Annotated in this window: 15 protein-coding genes and 2 pseudogenes; 7 read left to right on the forward strand and 10 right to left on the reverse strand. The window is 71.4% G+C overall.

Features of this window, described 5'->3' with window-relative positions:
* Positions 1-11 precede the first annotated feature (11 nt).
* Positions 12-1,106 (forward strand): glutamate 5-kinase, encoded by a 1,095-nt coding sequence (gene proB, locus MTP03_RS07895; RefSeq protein ID WP_248492085.1) that lies wholly within the window; start codon positions 12-14, stop codon positions 1,104-1,106.
* A gap of 7 nt (positions 1,107-1,113) precedes the next feature.
* Here proB and MTP03_RS07900 read toward each other — a convergent pair whose 3' ends face one another.
* On the reverse strand, positions 1,114-1,554 hold the full coding sequence (locus MTP03_RS07900; protein WP_248491490.1) for an SRPBCC family protein: 441 nt from the start codon (positions 1,552-1,554) through the stop codon (positions 1,114-1,116).
* A 130-nt stretch (positions 1,555-1,684) separates the two neighbouring features.
* On the opposite strand from MTP03_RS07900, the gene MTP03_RS07905 reads away from it, so the two are divergent.
* The 3 genes and pseudogenes from MTP03_RS07905 to MTP03_RS07915 all read left to right on the forward strand — a co-directional run bounded on the left by MTP03_RS07905 (position 1,685) and on the right by MTP03_RS07915 (position 3,969).
* The gene (locus MTP03_RS07905) at positions 1,685-2,671 is read left to right on the forward strand and encodes a diiron oxygenase (RefSeq protein WP_248492086.1); all 987 of its coding nucleotides are present in this window, start codon (positions 1,685-1,687) and stop codon (positions 2,669-2,671) included.
* Positions 2,672-2,771: 100 nt separating this feature from the next.
* Positions 2,772-3,388, forward strand: a pseudogene (locus MTP03_RS07910) (ClpP family protease).
* A complete protein-coding gene (locus tag MTP03_RS07915) occupies positions 3,385-3,969 on the forward strand; it encodes a ClpP family protease (protein WP_248491491.1) in 585 nt (194 codons plus the stop codon). Before MTP03_RS07910 ends, MTP03_RS07915 begins: the two are co-directional and overlap by 4 nt.
* Here the strand turns inward: MTP03_RS07915 and MTP03_RS23535 are convergent.
* Positions 3,911-4,372 (reverse strand): helix-turn-helix domain-containing protein, encoded by a 462-nt coding sequence (locus MTP03_RS23535; protein WP_371820921.1) that lies wholly within the window; start codon positions 4,370-4,372, stop codon positions 3,911-3,913. The two genes, MTP03_RS07915 and MTP03_RS23535, sit on opposite strands and share 59 nt — an antisense overlap.
* Positions 4,373-4,522: 150 nt before the next feature.
* Here MTP03_RS23535 and MTP03_RS07925 point away from each other — a divergent pair, with 150 nt between their 5' ends.
* On the forward strand, positions 4,523-5,455 hold the full coding sequence (locus MTP03_RS07925; protein ID WP_248491492.1) for a glycoside hydrolase family 3 N-terminal domain-containing protein: 933 nt from the start codon (positions 4,523-4,525) through the stop codon (positions 5,453-5,455).
* Between the two features lie 37 nt (positions 5,456-5,492).
* Here MTP03_RS07925 and MTP03_RS07930 read toward each other — a convergent pair whose 3' ends face one another.
* Genes MTP03_RS07930 through MTP03_RS07945 form a run of 4 tightly spaced genes read right to left on the reverse strand, consistent with a single transcriptional unit; the run spans position 5,493 to position 9,681 of the window.
* Positions 5,493-7,454 carry a beta-glucosidase gene (locus tag MTP03_RS07930; RefSeq protein ID WP_248491493.1) on the reverse strand — a complete coding sequence of 654 codons (1,962 nt, stop codon included), beginning with the start codon at positions 7,452-7,454 and terminating at the stop codon, positions 5,493-5,495.
* Positions 7,400-7,714 carry a hypothetical protein gene (locus MTP03_RS07935; RefSeq protein ID WP_248491494.1) on the reverse strand — a complete coding sequence of 105 codons (315 nt, stop codon included), beginning with the start codon at positions 7,712-7,714 and terminating at the stop codon, positions 7,400-7,402. Before MTP03_RS07935 ends, MTP03_RS07930 begins: the two co-directional genes overlap by 55 nt.
* A 37-nt stretch (positions 7,715-7,751) precedes the next feature.
* Positions 7,752-8,618, reverse strand: a complete 867-nt coding sequence (locus MTP03_RS07940; RefSeq protein ID WP_248491495.1) for a Sir2 family NAD-dependent protein deacetylase — start codon at positions 8,616-8,618, stop codon at positions 7,752-7,754.
* 40 nt (positions 8,619-8,658) lie between these two features.
* Positions 8,659-9,681, reverse strand: coding sequence for a magnesium and cobalt transport protein CorA (locus MTP03_RS07945; RefSeq protein ID WP_248491496.1), 1,023 nt, complete (start codon positions 9,679-9,681; stop codon positions 8,659-8,661).
* A 177-nt stretch (positions 9,682-9,858) separates the two neighbouring features.
* Between MTP03_RS07945 and MTP03_RS07950 the strand changes: the two genes are divergently transcribed.
* Both MTP03_RS07950 and MTP03_RS07955 read left to right on the forward strand, forming a co-directional pair.
* The gene (locus MTP03_RS07950; protein WP_248491497.1) at positions 9,859-10,233 is read left to right on the forward strand and encodes a RidA family protein; all 375 of its coding nucleotides are present in this window, start codon (positions 9,859-9,861) and stop codon (positions 10,231-10,233) included.
* Positions 10,234-10,306: 73 nt separating this feature from the next.
* Positions 10,307-10,879: a MarR family winged helix-turn-helix transcriptional regulator gene (locus tag MTP03_RS07955; protein WP_248491498.1), complete on the forward strand. Its 573-nt coding sequence runs from the start codon at positions 10,307-10,309 to the stop codon at positions 10,877-10,879.
* Between the two features lie 18 nt (positions 10,880-10,897).
* On the opposite strand, the gene MTP03_RS07960 is transcribed toward MTP03_RS07955, so the two are convergent.
* The 4 genes and pseudogenes from MTP03_RS07960 to MTP03_RS07975 all read right to left on the reverse strand — a co-directional run bounded on the left by MTP03_RS07960 (position 10,898) and on the right by MTP03_RS07975 (position 14,847).
* Positions 10,898-11,926 (reverse strand): aromatic ring-hydroxylating dioxygenase subunit alpha, encoded by a 1,029-nt coding sequence (locus MTP03_RS07960; RefSeq protein WP_248491499.1) that lies wholly within the window; start codon positions 11,924-11,926, stop codon positions 10,898-10,900.
* A gap of 2 nt (positions 11,927-11,928) precedes the next feature.
* Positions 11,929-12,159: a recombinase-like helix-turn-helix domain-containing protein gene (locus tag MTP03_RS07965; protein WP_248491500.1), complete on the reverse strand. Its 231-nt coding sequence runs from the start codon at positions 12,157-12,159 to the stop codon at positions 11,929-11,931.
* A gap of 43 nt (positions 12,160-12,202) precedes the next feature.
* A complete protein-coding gene (locus tag MTP03_RS07970) occupies positions 12,203-13,159 on the reverse strand; it encodes a PDR/VanB family oxidoreductase (protein WP_248491501.1) in 957 nt (318 codons plus the stop codon).
* Between the two features lie 51 nt (positions 13,160-13,210).
* Positions 13,211-14,847 (reverse strand): annotated as a pseudogene (locus tag MTP03_RS07975) (thiamine pyrophosphate-binding protein).
* Positions 14,848-14,865 lie beyond the last annotated feature (18 nt).

Genomic DNA, 14,865 nt, shown 5'->3' on the forward strand with positions numbered 1-14,865 from the left:
TGGCCGGCGACATGCGCGCCGCGGTCGCGGGTGCCCGCAAGCTGGTCGTGAAGATCGGCAGCTCCGCCCTCACCGACCTCGAGCACGGCCTCGCGTCCGACCGGCTGGACGCGCTGACCGACGCGATCGTAGCCCGGCTCGACCGGGGCACCGAGGTCATCGTCGTCTCCTCGGGTGCGATCGGTGCCGGGATGGCGCCGCTGGGCCTCAAGCGCCGGCCGAGCGACCTCGCGACCAAGCAGGCCGTCGCCTCCGTGGGCCAGCTGCAGCTCGCCAACGCCTGGGGGGCGTCGTTCCGGCGCTACGAGCGGATCGTCTCGCTGGTCCTGTTGACGGCGCACGACATCGGACTACGGGTGCACGCGGCGAACGCGCAGCGCACACTGGAGCGGCTGCGGACGCTGGGTGCGGTGCCGATCATCAACGAGAACGACGTGGTGGCCTCCAACGAGGTGCGGTTCGGCGACAACGACCGGCTCGCGGCGCTCGTCGCGCACTTGACCGGTGCGGACGCCCTGGTGCTGCTGTCCGACGTCGACGGCCTGTACGACGGCGATCCCCGCAAGGGTGACGCCACGCTCCTGGCCTCGGTCGACGGCCCGGAGGATCTCGACGGGGTCGTCGCGGGCTCCGGCGGCGCGCTCGGCACGGGTGGGATGGCGTCGAAGCTCTCGGCGGCGCGGCTCGCAGCGGACGCGGGCGTGCCGGTACTGCTGACGGCCGCGTCCCTCGCGGACCGCGCGCTCGACGGTGCCGACGTGGGCACGGTCTTCCGGCCCCGCGCCGTGCGCCTCTCGGCCCGCCGCTTCTGGGTGCGGCACGCGGCCGACGTGCACGGCGACCTGACTCTGGACGACGGCGCTGTCGCCGCGGTCGTGGACCGTCGGCGGTCCCTTCTTCCCGCCGGGGTGACGGCGGTCAGTGGCACCTTCTCGGGTGGCGACGTGGTGAACCTGCGCGACCTGCGCGGTACCGTCCGGGCCCGTGGTGTGGCCGCCTACGACCACACCGAGCTCGAGATGATGCTCGGCCGCGACACCACGGACCTGCCGGAGGGCCTGCGCCGGCCCGTCGTGCACGCCGACGACCTGGTGCCGGTGCGCTGACCCGCGGTCAGGCCGATTCGAGCTGACTGCGCAGCGCGGCCTCGCTCGCCTTCACCGCCTGCACGGCGAACGGTTCGATGATCATGCCCAGAGCCTTGCCCGCGAGGCCACCGGGGAGCTCGTACGTGAACTCGACGGCGAGTTCGGTGCGGTTCTCCCCGATCGCGGTGAACCGCCAGCGCGATGCGGTCTTGAAGCCGGCGATCGAGGTGAGCGTGATGAGGCGCCCCTCGTCGAACTCGGTGACCTCGACGACGGAGCCGATCTCCTTGGGGCCGATCTTGACCGCCGAGTCGTACGTCGCGCCCAGCCCGTAGTCCTTCTCGCCCTGCGGAGCGAACCTGGAGATCCCGAAGAACCACTGGGGCACGGTGCGGTAATCGGCGACGTGGGCGAAAGCCCTGTCGATGGAGACGGCTGCGGTCGCGGTGTGGTTGATCGTCGTCACCCGGGCGACCATACCTGCCTGGCCTGCGTATTCATACAATCAGGTAGGAAGTGTCCAATGCGTGGTACATTTTCTGTGAAACTGTGTCAGACAACAGCAGGAGGTCGCCGTGGCACTGCACATCACCCACATGGCGCGTACCCGCGGTAATCCGTTCCCCGGGCAGGCCGAGTACGAGCAGACCCTGACGGACCTGTCGGAGGCGTCGGTCACGCGGAACTTCGATCCGTACGTCGACATCGACTGGGACTCGCCCGAGCTGGCGGTGGTCCCGGACGATCCGCGCTGGGTGCTCGACTCCCGGTTCGATCCGATCGGCCGGACGCAGTGGTACCAGGATCAGCCGCTGGCCAAGCAGATCGAGATGGGCATGTGGCGCCAGGCCAACGTGGCCAAGGTGGGCCTGCAGTTCGAGTCGGTGCTGATCCGCGGGATCATGCAGTACACGGCCGTGCAGCCGAACAACTCGCCGGAGTTCCGGTACGCCACGCACGAGGCGAAGGAGGAGTGCCAGCACACGCTGATGTTCCAGGAGTTCGTCAATCGGATCGGCATGGACGTGCCCGGCGGCCCGCTGTGGTTCCGTCGGCTCTCGCCGTTCATCCCGCTGGCGGCGACGACCTTCCCGATGATCTTCTACATGGGCGTACTCGGTGGCGAGGAGCCGATCGACCACGTGCAGAAGCAGTTCCTGCGCTCGGGGATCGAGCAGCACCCCACGATGACCGCGGTGATGCAGATCCACGTGGCGGAGGAAGCGCGGCACATCTCGTTCGCGCACCAGCTGCTCGAGCACCGCATCCCCACGCGCGGCGCTTTCCCGCGCTTCCTGCTGTCGCTGGCGCTGCCGCTGGTGATGCGCTCGCTGCTCACGGCGATCGCGGTGCCGCCCCGGCAGTTCCGCACGCGGTTCGACATCCCGCGGGACGTCTGGAAGCAGATGTACTGGCGCTCCCCGGAGTCGCAGGCGATGAAGCGCGAGGTCTTCGGTGACGTGCGCCTGTTGGCCGAGAAGACGAAGCTGATGAACCCGGTTTCGCGGGTCCTGTGGCGAGTCCTCGGCATCGACGGCCGTACTTCGCGGTTCCGCAGCGAACCCGCGTACGCCGCCGGCTGACCGCGACCGACGAATCCGCCTGGGGCGGAACTGCTGTGAGCGGTTCCGCCCCAGGCGGATTCGTCTGTCCGGAGGGCGAGCGGGGTTCCATCATGGGCGCATGAGTGATAACCCGAAGATCCCGCACTTCACCGAACGGGTGCGCCGCGAGCTCTACGACCGCCGCGTCGTCGTCCTCGACGGTGCGCTCGATGACGACAACGGCGCACTGCTCGCCACCCAGATCCTCTCGCTCGCGTCCGCCGGCTCGTCCGACATCGCGCTGTGGATCCACTCGCCGGGCGGCTCCGTCCCGTCGATGCTCGCGATCCGGGACGTGATGCGGCTCGTGCCGTGCGACGTCTCCACCCTCGTCCTCGGCATCGCGTACAGCGCGGGCAGTTCCTGCTCTCCGCCGGCACCCCGGGCAAGCGCCGCGCGTTGCCGCACGCCCGCGTCCTCATGCACCAGGGCTCCGCGGGCATCGGCGGGACGGCGGTCGACATCGAGTTGCAGGCCGGCGACCTGCGGCACACCCGCGACACGGTGCTCGGCCTCATCGCGCAGGACACCGGGCGGCCGGTGGACGAGGTCTTCGAGGACTCGCTGCACGACCGCTGGTACACCGCGGAGCAGGCGCGCGAATACGGCTTCATCGACGAGATCGTCGGCTCCTTCGACACCGTCGTGCCCGCGCGCCGCGGCGCGGGATTCGATCTGGCGGGGGCGGCGCGATGAGCACGTACACGATCCCCAACGTGATCGACCGGCGCCCGAACGGCGAGCGCATCACCGATGTCTACTCGCACCTGCTCTCGGAACGCGTGGTCTACCTCGGTACGGGAGTCGACGCGGGCGTCGCCAACGCGATCGTCGCGCAGTTGCTCTTCCTCGCCTCGGACGGCGACGGCGAGATCCAGCTGTACATCAACTGCGAGGGAGGCGATCCCAGCGCGGCCCTGGCGATCTACGACACGATGCAGTACATCCGGCCGCCGGTCGCCACGACCTGCGTCGGACAGGCCATCGCGGTGGGCGCGGTGCTGCTCGCGGGAGGAGCCCCCGGACGACGGATGGGCCTGCCGCATTCGCGGGTGGTCCTGCACCAACCCACGGCGCAGGGGCGTGGCACCATTCCGGACCTCATCCTGCAGGCGGAGGAGGTGATCCGGGTCCGCGCGCAGATGGAGCAGGTGCTCGCCCGGCACACGGGGCGGACCCCCGAGGAACTGCGGGCGGACACCGATCACGATCGGGTCCTCACCTCCGAGGACGCGGTCGGCTACGGGCTGATCGACGAGGTGATCGTCGAGGCCTGACGGCACACGGCCGGAGGCACGGGGCCCGGGCAGGGGTCCCGGGTGGGTCAGGCCGCCAGCGCGAGGAGGCGGGGCCCGGGGAGGCGGGGCGGGGCGTTCCCGGCACCGTCGCCGCCGGCCCTATCGCCGGGGTCAGGTCCAGTCGGAGTACCGGACGGACCGGCTGCATCCGGCGGCCCACCTCGACGGCGATGGCCCCGACTCCGGTCTCGAGCGCCCCCGCGATGGCGGCGAGCATCTCGCTCGACGGGTCCTTCAGCCCCCGTTCGATCTCCGACAGGTACTGCGGTGAGATCCCGGCCCGCTCGGCGACGTCGGCGAGCCGCTGGCCGCGCTCGTGCCGCAGCCGGCGCAGGTGGCCGCCGAGTTCGTGCCGGAACAATGCCTCGCCGCGGATCTCCATGGCATCACGCTACGACGGGCCGTGCCCCGGCACCGTCGGATCCGCTGTGAGCAGCGTGGGCCGGCACGTACCCTCGGTGGGCATGGTGGACTTCGACCGCAGGGCGTTCCTCGTCGCGGCACGGGTGCCGTGCTCACGACCCTCACAGCGGTGTCCGCGGGGCGAGCCGCGGCGGCACCGGACGCCGGGCGGCGGGTGGTGTACTCCTACCGCGGCCTCACGCCGCCCGCGGAGCTGTTGACCAAGGTCTCGCAGGGGCGCGTCGGCGGCATCATCTTCTTCGCGGAGAACATCTCGTCCGCCGGCCAACTCGCCGAGGTGACGGCCGAGTTCCGCAGAGCGGCGAAGGGCTCGCTGACGCTGCTCACCGATCAGGAGGGCGGCCAGGTCAACCGGGTTCCCGGCGGCCCGTCGGCGTCCGCGAAGCAGGTCGGCGCCGCGGCCGACCCCGCGGCCGCGGCGAGGGCGCAGGGTGCAGCGGCGGCCGCAGCGCTGGGAGGCGCCGGCATCACCGGCGACCTGGCGCCGGTGCTGGGCGTGCACCGGTCCGCAGGCGACTTCCTGGACGCGGCGCAGCGCAGCTTCTCGTCCGATCCGAAGGTCGTGGGGGACTGCGGCGCGGCCTTCATCCGCGCCGCGCAGGGCGCGGGGATCTCGGCGTGCGCCAAACACTTCCCGGGCCTGGGCGCGGCTCCGGCGGGCGCGAACACGGACCTGACCCCGGTCACCGTCGACCAGTCGGCCGCGACGCTGCAGTCGGTCGACATGGCTCCGTACGTCGCCGCGATCGCGGCCGGGGTGCGGATGGTGATGCCGTCGTGGGCCGTCTATCCAGCGCTGGACGCCGCGAACCCGGCCGGCATGTCCCGGACGATCCTGCAGTCCCACCTGCGCGGTCGGCTCGGCTTCGGCGGCACGATCATCACCGACGCGCTGGAGGCGGGCGCCCTCGCCGCGTACGGCTCCACCGGACAGCGGGCGGTCGCGGCAGTGCGCGCCGGCGCCGACCTGCTGTGCTGCTCCGCCCGGGACGTCGCTCAGGGCGACGAGGCGGCGCACGCGCTCGCGCGCGCCGGCCTGTGATCGAGCACCGGCTCTGAGTGGGGCGGCCGGCCCGCGGTCATTGCGCCGCGATCACGGCTTCCAGCTGGGCACGCGCGGCGTCGCCGCTCGGTCCGGGGATCATGTCCAGGGCCTTGCCCAGCGGCATCGACCCGGCCAGCTCCAGCAGCTGGTCCACGGGCATCCCGCCGGCGGACTGGGCGAGCGCGGCGCGGAAGCCCTCGCCCGCCACGGGATGCGCGGCCCACTCCGCGATCGTGGACTCGAGGTCGAGCTGCGTCACCACCGTGTCGCCGTCCAATAGCACGTCGGCCGTCACCTCGATGTCGGCGCTGCTGCGCCCGACCTCGATCCGGTACCGCCCGCCGGCCACCGTCCAGTCGCCGCGCCGGGCGTCCCAGTACGCGAACGCACGGCGCGGCAGAGCCAGTTCGACGACGGTCGATTGGCCGGGCGCCAGCGCGACTTTGCGGAATCCGGCCAGGCTGCGTCGGGGACGGAGGACCGCACCGGCCTCGCTCCCGACGTACAGCTGCACGACGTGCTGCCCGGCGCGCTCCCCGGTGTTCGTGACCCGCACCCGCGCGGACGCCGCATCGGGGCCGGCGGTGGCGACAGAGAGTTCGGTGGTCTGGAAGTCCGTGTACCCCAGGCCGTGGCCGAACGGGTACCGCGGCGCGATGCCGCGTGTGGTGTACCAGCGGTAGCCCACGAGGAGGCCCTCGCCGTAGCGCACGGTGCCCAGCTCCCCCGGAAAGTTCCCGAACGCGGGCGTCTCCTCCAAGCGGCGCGGGATCGTCTCCGCCAGCCGCCCCGACGGTTCCGTGAGCCCGAACAGCAGGTCGGCGATCGCCGCCCCGCCGCCCTGGCCGAGGAGGAACGTCTCGAGGATCGCGTCCACCTCGTCGTGCCAGGCCTCCAGCTCGACCACCCCGCCGCCGACCAGCACGACGACGGTCTGCGACGCGGCGGCGGCGACCGCGCGGATCAGGTCCACCTGCTGCGCCGCGATCGCCAGGTCCGGCCGGTCGAAGCCCTCGGACTCCTCGGCCTCGGTGAGCCCGGCGAAGACCACGGCCACGCCCGAACGCGCGGCCGCCGCGACGGCGTCGGCGCGGAGCGCCTCGGCGTCGCCCGAATCGTCCAGTGCGTAGCCCGCCGCGAACTCCACCGCGACGCCCAGTCCGGCCCCGCGCGCGGCGATCTCGTCGAGCGGCACATCGACGCGGGTGGCGTTGATGTGGCTCGACCCGCCGCCCTGGTAGCGCGGGGTGCGGGCCAGTTCGCCGACGACCGCGACCGAACGGGTGGCGGCCACGAGCGGAAGCGTCGAGCCCTCGTTGCGGAGGAGGACGGCGCACTCCGCCGCGGCCTCCCGCGCGAGCGCGTGGTGCGCGTCGAGGTCCGGCGCGGGCTCATCGTCCGACGGTGCCCACGCGGTCAGGTCGATCACGCGCTGCGCCGCGCGGGTGACGACGGCCTCGTCGAGCTCGCCCGACCGCACCGCCGCGACGATCCGCGTGGCGCTGTTCGGGCCGTGCGGCATCTCCAGGCCGAGCCCCGCGAGGAGTGCGGCGACGGGATCGTGCACCGCGCCCCAGTCGGAGACGACGAGCCCGTCGTAGTCCCACTCGTCGCGCAGCACGGTGGTGAGCAGCCAGGGGTTCTCGGAGGCGTACACACCGTCGATGCGGTTGTACGAGCACATGACCGTCGCGGGCGCCGCGTCCCGCACGATCGTTTCGAACGCCGGCAGGTAGATCTCGCGGACGGTGCGAGGGTCGGCGTCGACGCTGATCCGCATGCGCTCCGTCTCCTGATTGTTGAGGGCGAAGTGCTTGACCGAGGCGCCCGCGCCGCCGTCCTGCAGGCCCTGCACCTGCGCCGCACCCAGTGCGCCCGCGAGCAGCGGGTCCTCCGAGTAGTACTCGAAGTTGCGGCCGCAGAGCGGGTGCCGCTTGATGTTCACGCCCGGGCCGAGCACGACGGCGACGCCGAGGGCCCGCGCCTCCGCCGCCACCGCGCCGCCGATGCGTCGCGCGAGCTCCGGTTCCAGCTCGCCCCCATCGCCACCGCGGGCGGAAAGCAGGTCGCGGGCGCGGCGGCGTGCAGCCCGAGGTGATCGGAGGCGCCCATCTGCCGTCGGACGCCGTGGGGGCCGTCGGTCAGCACGATCGACGGCACCCCCGGCACTGCGGCGGTGGTCCAGAAGTCCGCACCGGTCAGCAGGCGGGCGCGGTCCTCGAGCGGCAGGTCGGCGGCGATGCTCTCGGGGCTCACGTCGTTCCTCTCAGTTGGTGCACCGGCGGTGCGCTGGTCAGTGCGTGGCGAGGTGGTGCAGGGCGGTCGCGACGTCCACGTCGACGGTGACGTCGGCCAGCTCGTCGCCGCGCGTGCGCCCCCGGTTGACGATCACGACCGGTGTGCCCAGCTTGGCCGCGCGCCGCACGAACTGCAGGCCGGACATCACCGTGAGTGATGTGCCGAGGACGAGGAGGGCGTCGGCGCCGTCGACCATGGAGAACGCGTGCGCGACGCGCGGCTTGGGCACGGATTCGCCGAAGTACACGATGTCGGGTTTGAGGATGCCGCCGCAGCGGGGACAGTCGATCATGGTGAAGTCGCCGGTGTCGTCGATCACCACGTCGGCGTCGGGTGCCACCTCGAGCGCGCCGCGCCCCGCGATGCGCGCGACGAATCCGGCGTTGAGCGGCTCGAGAATCGCGTGCAGGCGGTGCCGGCTGATGCGGTTCTCACAGCTCAGGCACCGCACCTGGGCGTAATTGCCGTGCAGGTCCACCACGCCGCGCGAGCCGGCCTTCAGGTGCAGCAGATCCACGTTCTGCGTGATCACGCCGGTCATCCCGGGCAGCGCGGCGAGCGCGCGGTGCGCGGCGTTGGGGAGAGCGGCGTCCATGTGCCGCCAGCCGAGGTGGTTGCGCGCCCAGTAGCGGGTGCGGAACTCGGGGGAGCCGAGGAACTGCTGGAGCGTCATCGGGGTCCGACGGGGCGCCCCCGGGCTGCGGTAGTCCGGGATGCCGGACGCGGTGGAGATCCCGGCCCCGGTCAGCGCCACGATCCGCCGGTCGCGCAGGAGTCCGGCGGCCCGGTCCAGCCGCTCGGCGTAGTCCGCGTCCGGGGCGGTGGCCGCGGCCGGTTCCCAGGCGGGTATCGCAGTGCGCACCACCCCAGGCTAGCGCCGCGCCGTGGCCGTCATCCGGGCCTCACTGCGACTCGGGGTCCGCGAGCGGATTGTGCGCGGCGTCGTGGCGGCGGCGTAGCCACATCCACAGCACCACCAGCGGGGTGAGCAAGCAGCCGATGCCCAGCACGAGGAAGTGGTGGAACCCCTCGATGTGCTCCACGAGCCAGCCGAAGTTCTGCCCGAAGAAGCCGGTGACGAAGGTCAGCGGCAGGAAGATGGTGGACAGCACGGTGAGTCGCTCGATCGTCTTGTTCTGGTTGGCCGCCGAGTGCGCCTGCTGCACGGAGACCACCGCGATGTTGGCCTGCAGGATCGTGCCGAGGAGGTCGCGCTGCGCGGAGACCTCCTCGTTGACCAGCTGCAGACGGTCGTAGACGTCGCGCACGTACGGCGCCAGGCGCGGCTCGACCAGGTCCTTGCCGACGGTGTTGACCACCGCGAGCAGCGGGTGCGCGGCGCGGTAGAAGTTCGTCACCTCGCGGCGCAGCAGGTAGATCCGCTCGGTGGGCGCGACCGCACCCGAGAACACCGTCGCCTCGATCTGCTCGATGTCGTGCTCGAGCCCCGCGACCACGGGCTCGTAGCCGTCGACCACCTGGTCCAGGATCGCCCACAGCACCGCGTCGGTCCCCAGCCGCAGCAGTTCGGGCTTCTGCTCGAGCCGTGTACGGGCGCGGTGGAGTTCGCTGGCCACACCCTGCCGCACGGTGATCACGAAGTTGCTGCCGACGAACACGCTGATCTCGCCGAAGTCCACCTCCTCGCGGTCGTCGTCGTAGCGCGCGGTGCGCAGGATAACGAGTTTGACGGATGCCTCGAAGTCCTCGACCTTGGGCCGCAGGTGGTAGTCCTTGGCGTCCTCGACCGCCAGTTCATGCAGGTCGAACGCCTTCCGCACCGATTCCATCTCGTCGGTGGTCGGCTCGAACAGGCCCAGCCACACGAACCCGTCGGTGGTGCACAGGCGCGCGGCGTCCAGCGGCGCGAGCTTCTCCTGCGCCTGCCGCGCACCGTCGAGGTAGTGGGCGCAATCCACGATCACGAGCTGATTCAACCGCAGGCGCGGCCGTGCGGGGCGAAAGGGCGTTGTTCTCCTCCACGTCACCCGATGCACAAGGAACCCCGCTGCTGCCGGAAGGTCCGACCCCGCAGAATATTGAGTCAATAACTACTTAGCGATAAACTATCTCCGGAAGTCCACGAGAAGGAGATCGCCATCATGACCGCCCCCATTCCGTTCAGCGCACCGTCGGCCCATCCGTACAGCCCGGCCGTCGTCGCCGGCAACCTGGCATTCGTGTCCGGAGCACTCTCCGTGGATCTGGAAGGACAGGCGGTGAAAGGACGAACGGAGGCGCTCGACGCCGCGATCGCGAGGATGACGGAGCGCCTGGCCACAGTGGGCGGTGCACTCTCCGATGTGGTCAAACTGACGTACTATGTGACCGATGTCAGCCTGCGCGCCGACGCGAACGCGCAGTTCGAGCGCCTGTTCGCCGAGCCGCGGCCGGCGCGGACCTTCCTCGAGGTGTCCGGCCTGCCGTACGGCGCGACGGTCGAGATCGATGCGATCGCGGCTATCCCGAGCGTGTAGTAACGGATCGTCCGCCGAGATGGTGGTATTTCTGTAGCCGAGCGTCGTGCGCGCGGCGGGGAGGGACAAGGCGATGGGCGAGAGACGAGCCGGAGTGGCGGCGGAGCGGTCGCGCACGCCCCGGGAGCCCGACACCGTCGACTTCGCGATCGCGCAATGGGGCCGGAACTGGCCGGGCCTCGATGTGTCGCCGCTCGGGGTCCTGGGCCGGCTGCACCGCACCTACCTGCTGTACTCCCAGCAGCTCAACGACGTCTTCGAGAAGCACGGGATCAACCTCGCATCCTTCGACGTGCTCGCCACGCTCCGTAGGTCGGGCCCGCCGTATCAGATGGCGTCCCGCGAACTCGCGCTCGCATCGCTGGTCAGTACCGGGGGCGTGACGCTGCGCGTCGACCGGCTCGAGGCCGCGGGACTGGTCGAGCGGGAGCGCGACAGAGACGATCGACGCGTGGTCTACGTGCGGCTCACGGACGCGGGCCTGGAGAAGATTCACACCGTGGCGCGGGAGCACTTCGCGAACGAGGCGCGGCTCCTGGAGGGGCTGAGCGCGGAAGAGCGCTCCAGCCTGGGCGAACTACTGTCCACGCTGGAGCGCTCGATCGTGTCCGCCGGCGGTGCGGAGCCGGAGTCCGACTCCGCGTGACCCGCCGGCGTCGCCGCGTCACCCGATGAGTGCCTTGGCCTGGGCCTGAGCCTTGCCCTTGAAGAGTCGGCGCAGCCGGACGATGCCCAGGTCGTGCTGGTAGAGGTTCTCCGCCGCGTCCGCATCGGCGGCCATGCCCTCCAACATCACCCGGTCCTGCTCGAGGACCACCCAGTGGTCGGCCTCCAGCTTGGTCCGGTACAGGAACCGCCACACGTCGCGCTCCCAGCCCTGCACCCGGCGGTACCGCCAGAAGAAGACCGCGGTGCGCTCCGCATCGATCGGCGTGCCCATGCCGACGATGCCGAAATCGCCGCCGGGTCCCGCCGACGGCGGGTACGGGATGGACAGGTCGACCCAGTCGGCGCCGGTGTGGCAGTACTCGACCCAGTCGAAGTTCTTGCCGCGCTGGTCCGTCTTCTCGAAGAAGAAGCCGCGATCGGTCTCGCGGATCCGGAAGCGCGCCGACGATTCGCCGCCGGACATCGAGTGCGACTCCGCGTGCAGGTAGGCGCCGTGCATGGGGTCCAGGAGGTTCTCCAGCGTGAAGCGCCAGGGGGTGTTCCACTCGGCGTAGCACAGGAAGTTCTCGACCTCGGCGTCGGCGAGCGGGTCCGGGAGGACCAGCGGCACTGTTTCCGATTCGCGGTCGGCGGGCAGGAACGCCATGATCGCGCCGGCGACCTCCCGGACCGGGAGGCTGGTCACCAGGTCCTCGCCCTCGAGCGGGCACCCGGGCATGCCGGGGACCGCGACCACGGTGCCGTCGCCGTCCACCTGGACACCGTGGTACTTGCACTGCACCCGGTCACCCAGGTGCATGCCCTGTGAGAGGGGAGCGCCACGGTGCGGGCACCGGTCCGCGAGCATCTTGACCTCGCCGTCGGATCGGCGGAACAGCAGCCAGTCGCGGCCCCACCGAGTGATCCTCCGCATGCCGCCCCGTTCGACGAAGGTCGACGGGCAGATCGCGTACCACTGGTCGCGCAGGCCGGTGGCGAGGATCCGCTCCGCGTCGAGGCCCTTCTCCGTGTAGTAGTTCGCCATGACTACGCTCCCTTCACGCTCATCTCGGCGGTGAATGTTTCACTGGTCCAGGGGTTTCCATCCGGGGCATGGATGCCCATGCCGTTGAGTCCGGAGACCACGGCGTCGAGCGCGTGCGCCCCCGACGCGAAGATCTCCCGGAGCGCCCCGGCGAGCTTCTCGTCGTACGGTGTGTTCGGTGCGGTCCGGGCCTGGTCCGGTACCAGGTACTGGCCGTCGTCGGTGTGGATCATCTCTCTCGTTCTCCAGTTCTGATGGGCTGCGGAAATCGGGGTGTCAGATGTCGAGGACCAGCTCGTCGGACAGCGATCGGGAGACGCACAACATCATCGTGTCGCCGGTCTCCTGCTCCGCCGCCGAGAGGATCGAGTCGCGGTGGTCGGGGGTGCCGCACAGGACGCGGGTCTCGCAGCTCCCGCAGATGCCGTCGCGGCAGGAGTTGGGCACGTCGATGCCCACTCCCTCGAGCGACTCCATGATCGACATCCCGGGCGCTACGGTGACCGACACCTCGGACTGCTCGCACACGACGCGGAACTCGGTGTCGCCGGCGTCGGCCCCGACCTCCCTCGGCGCCGCCTTGAAGCGCTCCAGTTGGATGGCCCCGTCGGGCCACGCCGTCCCCTGCTCCTCGACCGCGGTGAGGAGCCCCTCCGGGCCGCAGGCGTACACGAGGGTGTCCGGCCGGGCCTCGCCGAGGAGCGCGCCCAGGTCGAGGATCCCGCAGGTGTCCTGCGGCACGAGGTGCACGCGGTCCCCGTACTCGGCCAGCTCGCCCAGGAACGCCATGCTCTCGTGGGAGCGACCGCCGTAGTGCAGTTCCCAGTCGGCGCCCCGCCGCTCCGCCTCGCGGACCATCGCGAGGATCGGGGTGATGCCGATGCCGCCCGCCAGGAACAGGTAGTGCGGCGAATCCTTGAGGTCGAAGTTGTTGCGCGGGCCGGCCACCGGCACCGACTGGCCCGGCCGTAGGGACTCGTGGACGTACCGCGAGCCGCCGTGCCCGGCCTCCTCGCGGAGCACCGCGACCCGGTACCGGGTCTTGTCGTCGGGATCCCCGCACAGCGAGTACTGGCGGATCAGCCCGGATCCGAGGTGGAGGTCGATGTGGGCGCCCGGGTCCCAGGCCGGGAGCGACGTGCCGTCGGCCTGCTCCAACAGGAGTGAGACCACGTGCTGTGACTCCCAACGGATCTGGCGGACCAACAGGTCGAGGGTCTCCGGTGCGTTCATGAGCTTCTGCCTTCGTGGTGCGGGATGGTGATGGCGGTGGCCTGCACGGCGTCAGGCCTCCTTGCCCGGTACGGAGACCGGAGGGTGAACGGCGCGGGCATGTCCCCGTAGCTCGCCAGGTCGACCTCGACGAGGACCGGACCGCGCAGGGCGGCCGCGTCGCGGAGCACGGCGCGCGCGTCGCCGGCGTCGCCGATACGGCGGTAGTCGAGTCCCAGGGCGGCGGACAGCGCCGCGAAGTCGGGGGTGGCAAGGTCGACGCCGTACGGGCGCTGGCCCAGGCTCTCCTGCATGTTCCGCAGAACCCCGTACCCGCGGTCGTTGAACACCAGCAGCACCAGCCACGGACGCTCCTGGGCCAGCGTCATCAGTTCGCCGAAGTGCACGGCGAGGCCGCCGTCGCCGACGATGCCGAGCGTGGGACGGGTCTCGTCGGCCAGGGCGGCGCCGAGGGCCATGCCGAGGCCCTGGCCGATGCCGCCGCCGCGGGGAAAGACGTTGGCCCGCGGGTCATGGATGGGGAGCAGACGGTTCCCCCAGGAGCTGGACGCGATGGTCACGTCCCGCGCGACCACGGCGTCGGCCGGGAACACCTCGGCGATCGCGTCCGGCAGCTCGGCGTGCGGGCCGAGGCCGGCGCGCTGCCGGGCCCGCACGTCGCGGCGTGTCGCGGCCGCGGGCCGTCCACTCCGCGTCGACGGAGGGCACCGCCTCCGGGTCCGCGAGGAGCGCCCGGAGCGTCGCGGCGGTGTCGGCGACGATGCCCGCGGTCGCGGGGTAGACCCGGCCGATCGCGCGCGGGTCGAGGTCCACTTGCACGTGCTCGGCGGGCACCGGCATCGTGTAGTCCCCGGTCTCGTTGGAGCGGAAGTGGGTTCCGAGACTGATCAGCAGGTCCGCGTCGGCGAGCAGCTCGCGGCCCAAGGGCGAATTGGCGTAGTTGCCGATGCAGAGTTCGTGGTCCTCGTCGACGGCCCCGCGGCCGGAGTTGCTGGTGAGTAGCGGGATTCCCCACCGCTGCACCATCTCCGTCAGCGCTGCGCCGGCCCGCGCCGCGCCGCCGCCGGCCCAGATCACCGGCCGCCGCGAGACGCGGAGCCGCGCGACCGCCGCCCGGATCTCGGCCGCGGCCGGTGCGGGAGCGGCGGCCCGGCCGGCGGCGCCTCGGGATCGAGGGTCTGGTCCGCGTACTGCAGGTCGATCGGCCACTCGATGCTGACGGGGCCGCCCGGCGCGGCGAGCGCCCGGGAGATCCCGTCGCGCAGCTGCTTCGCCGCGTTCGCGGCGTCCAGGATGGTCTCCGCATGGTGCGAGACCGCGGTGAGCATGCCCAGCTGGTCCTTGGTCTCGTGGATGAATCCACGCCCCGACCCCAGGTGGGCGCTGTCGATGTTCCCGGTCACGTGCAGCACGGACGTTCCCGCGCTGAGGGATTCGACGAGCGCGCCGGCCGCGTTGCCCGCGCCCGTGCCGGTGCTGGTGACGGCGCAGCCGAGCCCGCCGGTGGCCCGGGCGTAGCCGTCGGCGGCGTTCACCGCGGACGCCTCGTGCCGCACCGGCACGAAACGCAGGTCCCGGCTGACCGCCTCCACCAGTGGCTGGTTGTGGACGCTGACGATGCCGAAGACGGTGTCGACACCGGCCTCGCGCAGTACCTGGACGAGCAGGTCGCCGCCGTTCGGGTTCATGATGGGTTCTCCTGGGGC

Origin of the sequence: Tsukamurella sp. PLM1 (assembly GCF_023168325.1) — a bacterium.
GTDB lineage: Bacteria > Actinomycetota > Actinomycetes > Mycobacteriales > Mycobacteriaceae > Tsukamurella.

Bases quoted from the DNA above. Each gene is read 5' to 3' on its own strand.
- proB (WP_248492085.1), top strand. From the start codon at position 12: ATGCGCGCCGCGGTCGCGGGTGCCCGCAAGCTGGTCGTGAAGATCGGC.
- MTP03_RS07905 (WP_248492086.1), top strand. From the start codon at position 1,685: ATGGCGCGTACCCGCGGTAATCCGTTCCCCGGGCAGGCCGAGTACGAG.
- MTP03_RS07915 (WP_248491491.1), top strand. From the start codon at position 3,385: ATGAGCACGTACACGATCCCCAACGTGATCGACCGGCGCCCGAACGGC.
- MTP03_RS23535 (WP_371820921.1), bottom strand. From the start codon at position 4,372: ATGGAGATCCGCGGCGAGGCATTGTTCCGGCACGAACTCGGCGGCCAC.
- MTP03_RS07950 (WP_248491497.1), top strand. From the start codon at position 9,859: ATGACCGCCCCCATTCCGTTCAGCGCACCGTCGGCCCATCCGTACAGC.
- MTP03_RS07955 (WP_248491498.1), top strand. From the start codon at position 10,307: ATGGGCGAGAGACGAGCCGGAGTGGCGGCGGAGCGGTCGCGCACGCCC.
- MTP03_RS07960 (WP_248491499.1), bottom strand. From the start codon at position 11,926: ATGGCGAACTACTACACGGAGAAGGGCCTCGACGCGGAGCGGATCCTC.
- MTP03_RS07965 (WP_248491500.1), bottom strand. From the start codon at position 12,159: ATGATCCACACCGACGACGGCCAGTACCTGGTACCGGACCAGGCCCGG.
- MTP03_RS07970 (WP_248491501.1), bottom strand. From the start codon at position 13,159: ATGAACGCACCGGAGACCCTCGACCTGTTGGTCCGCCAGATCCGTTGG.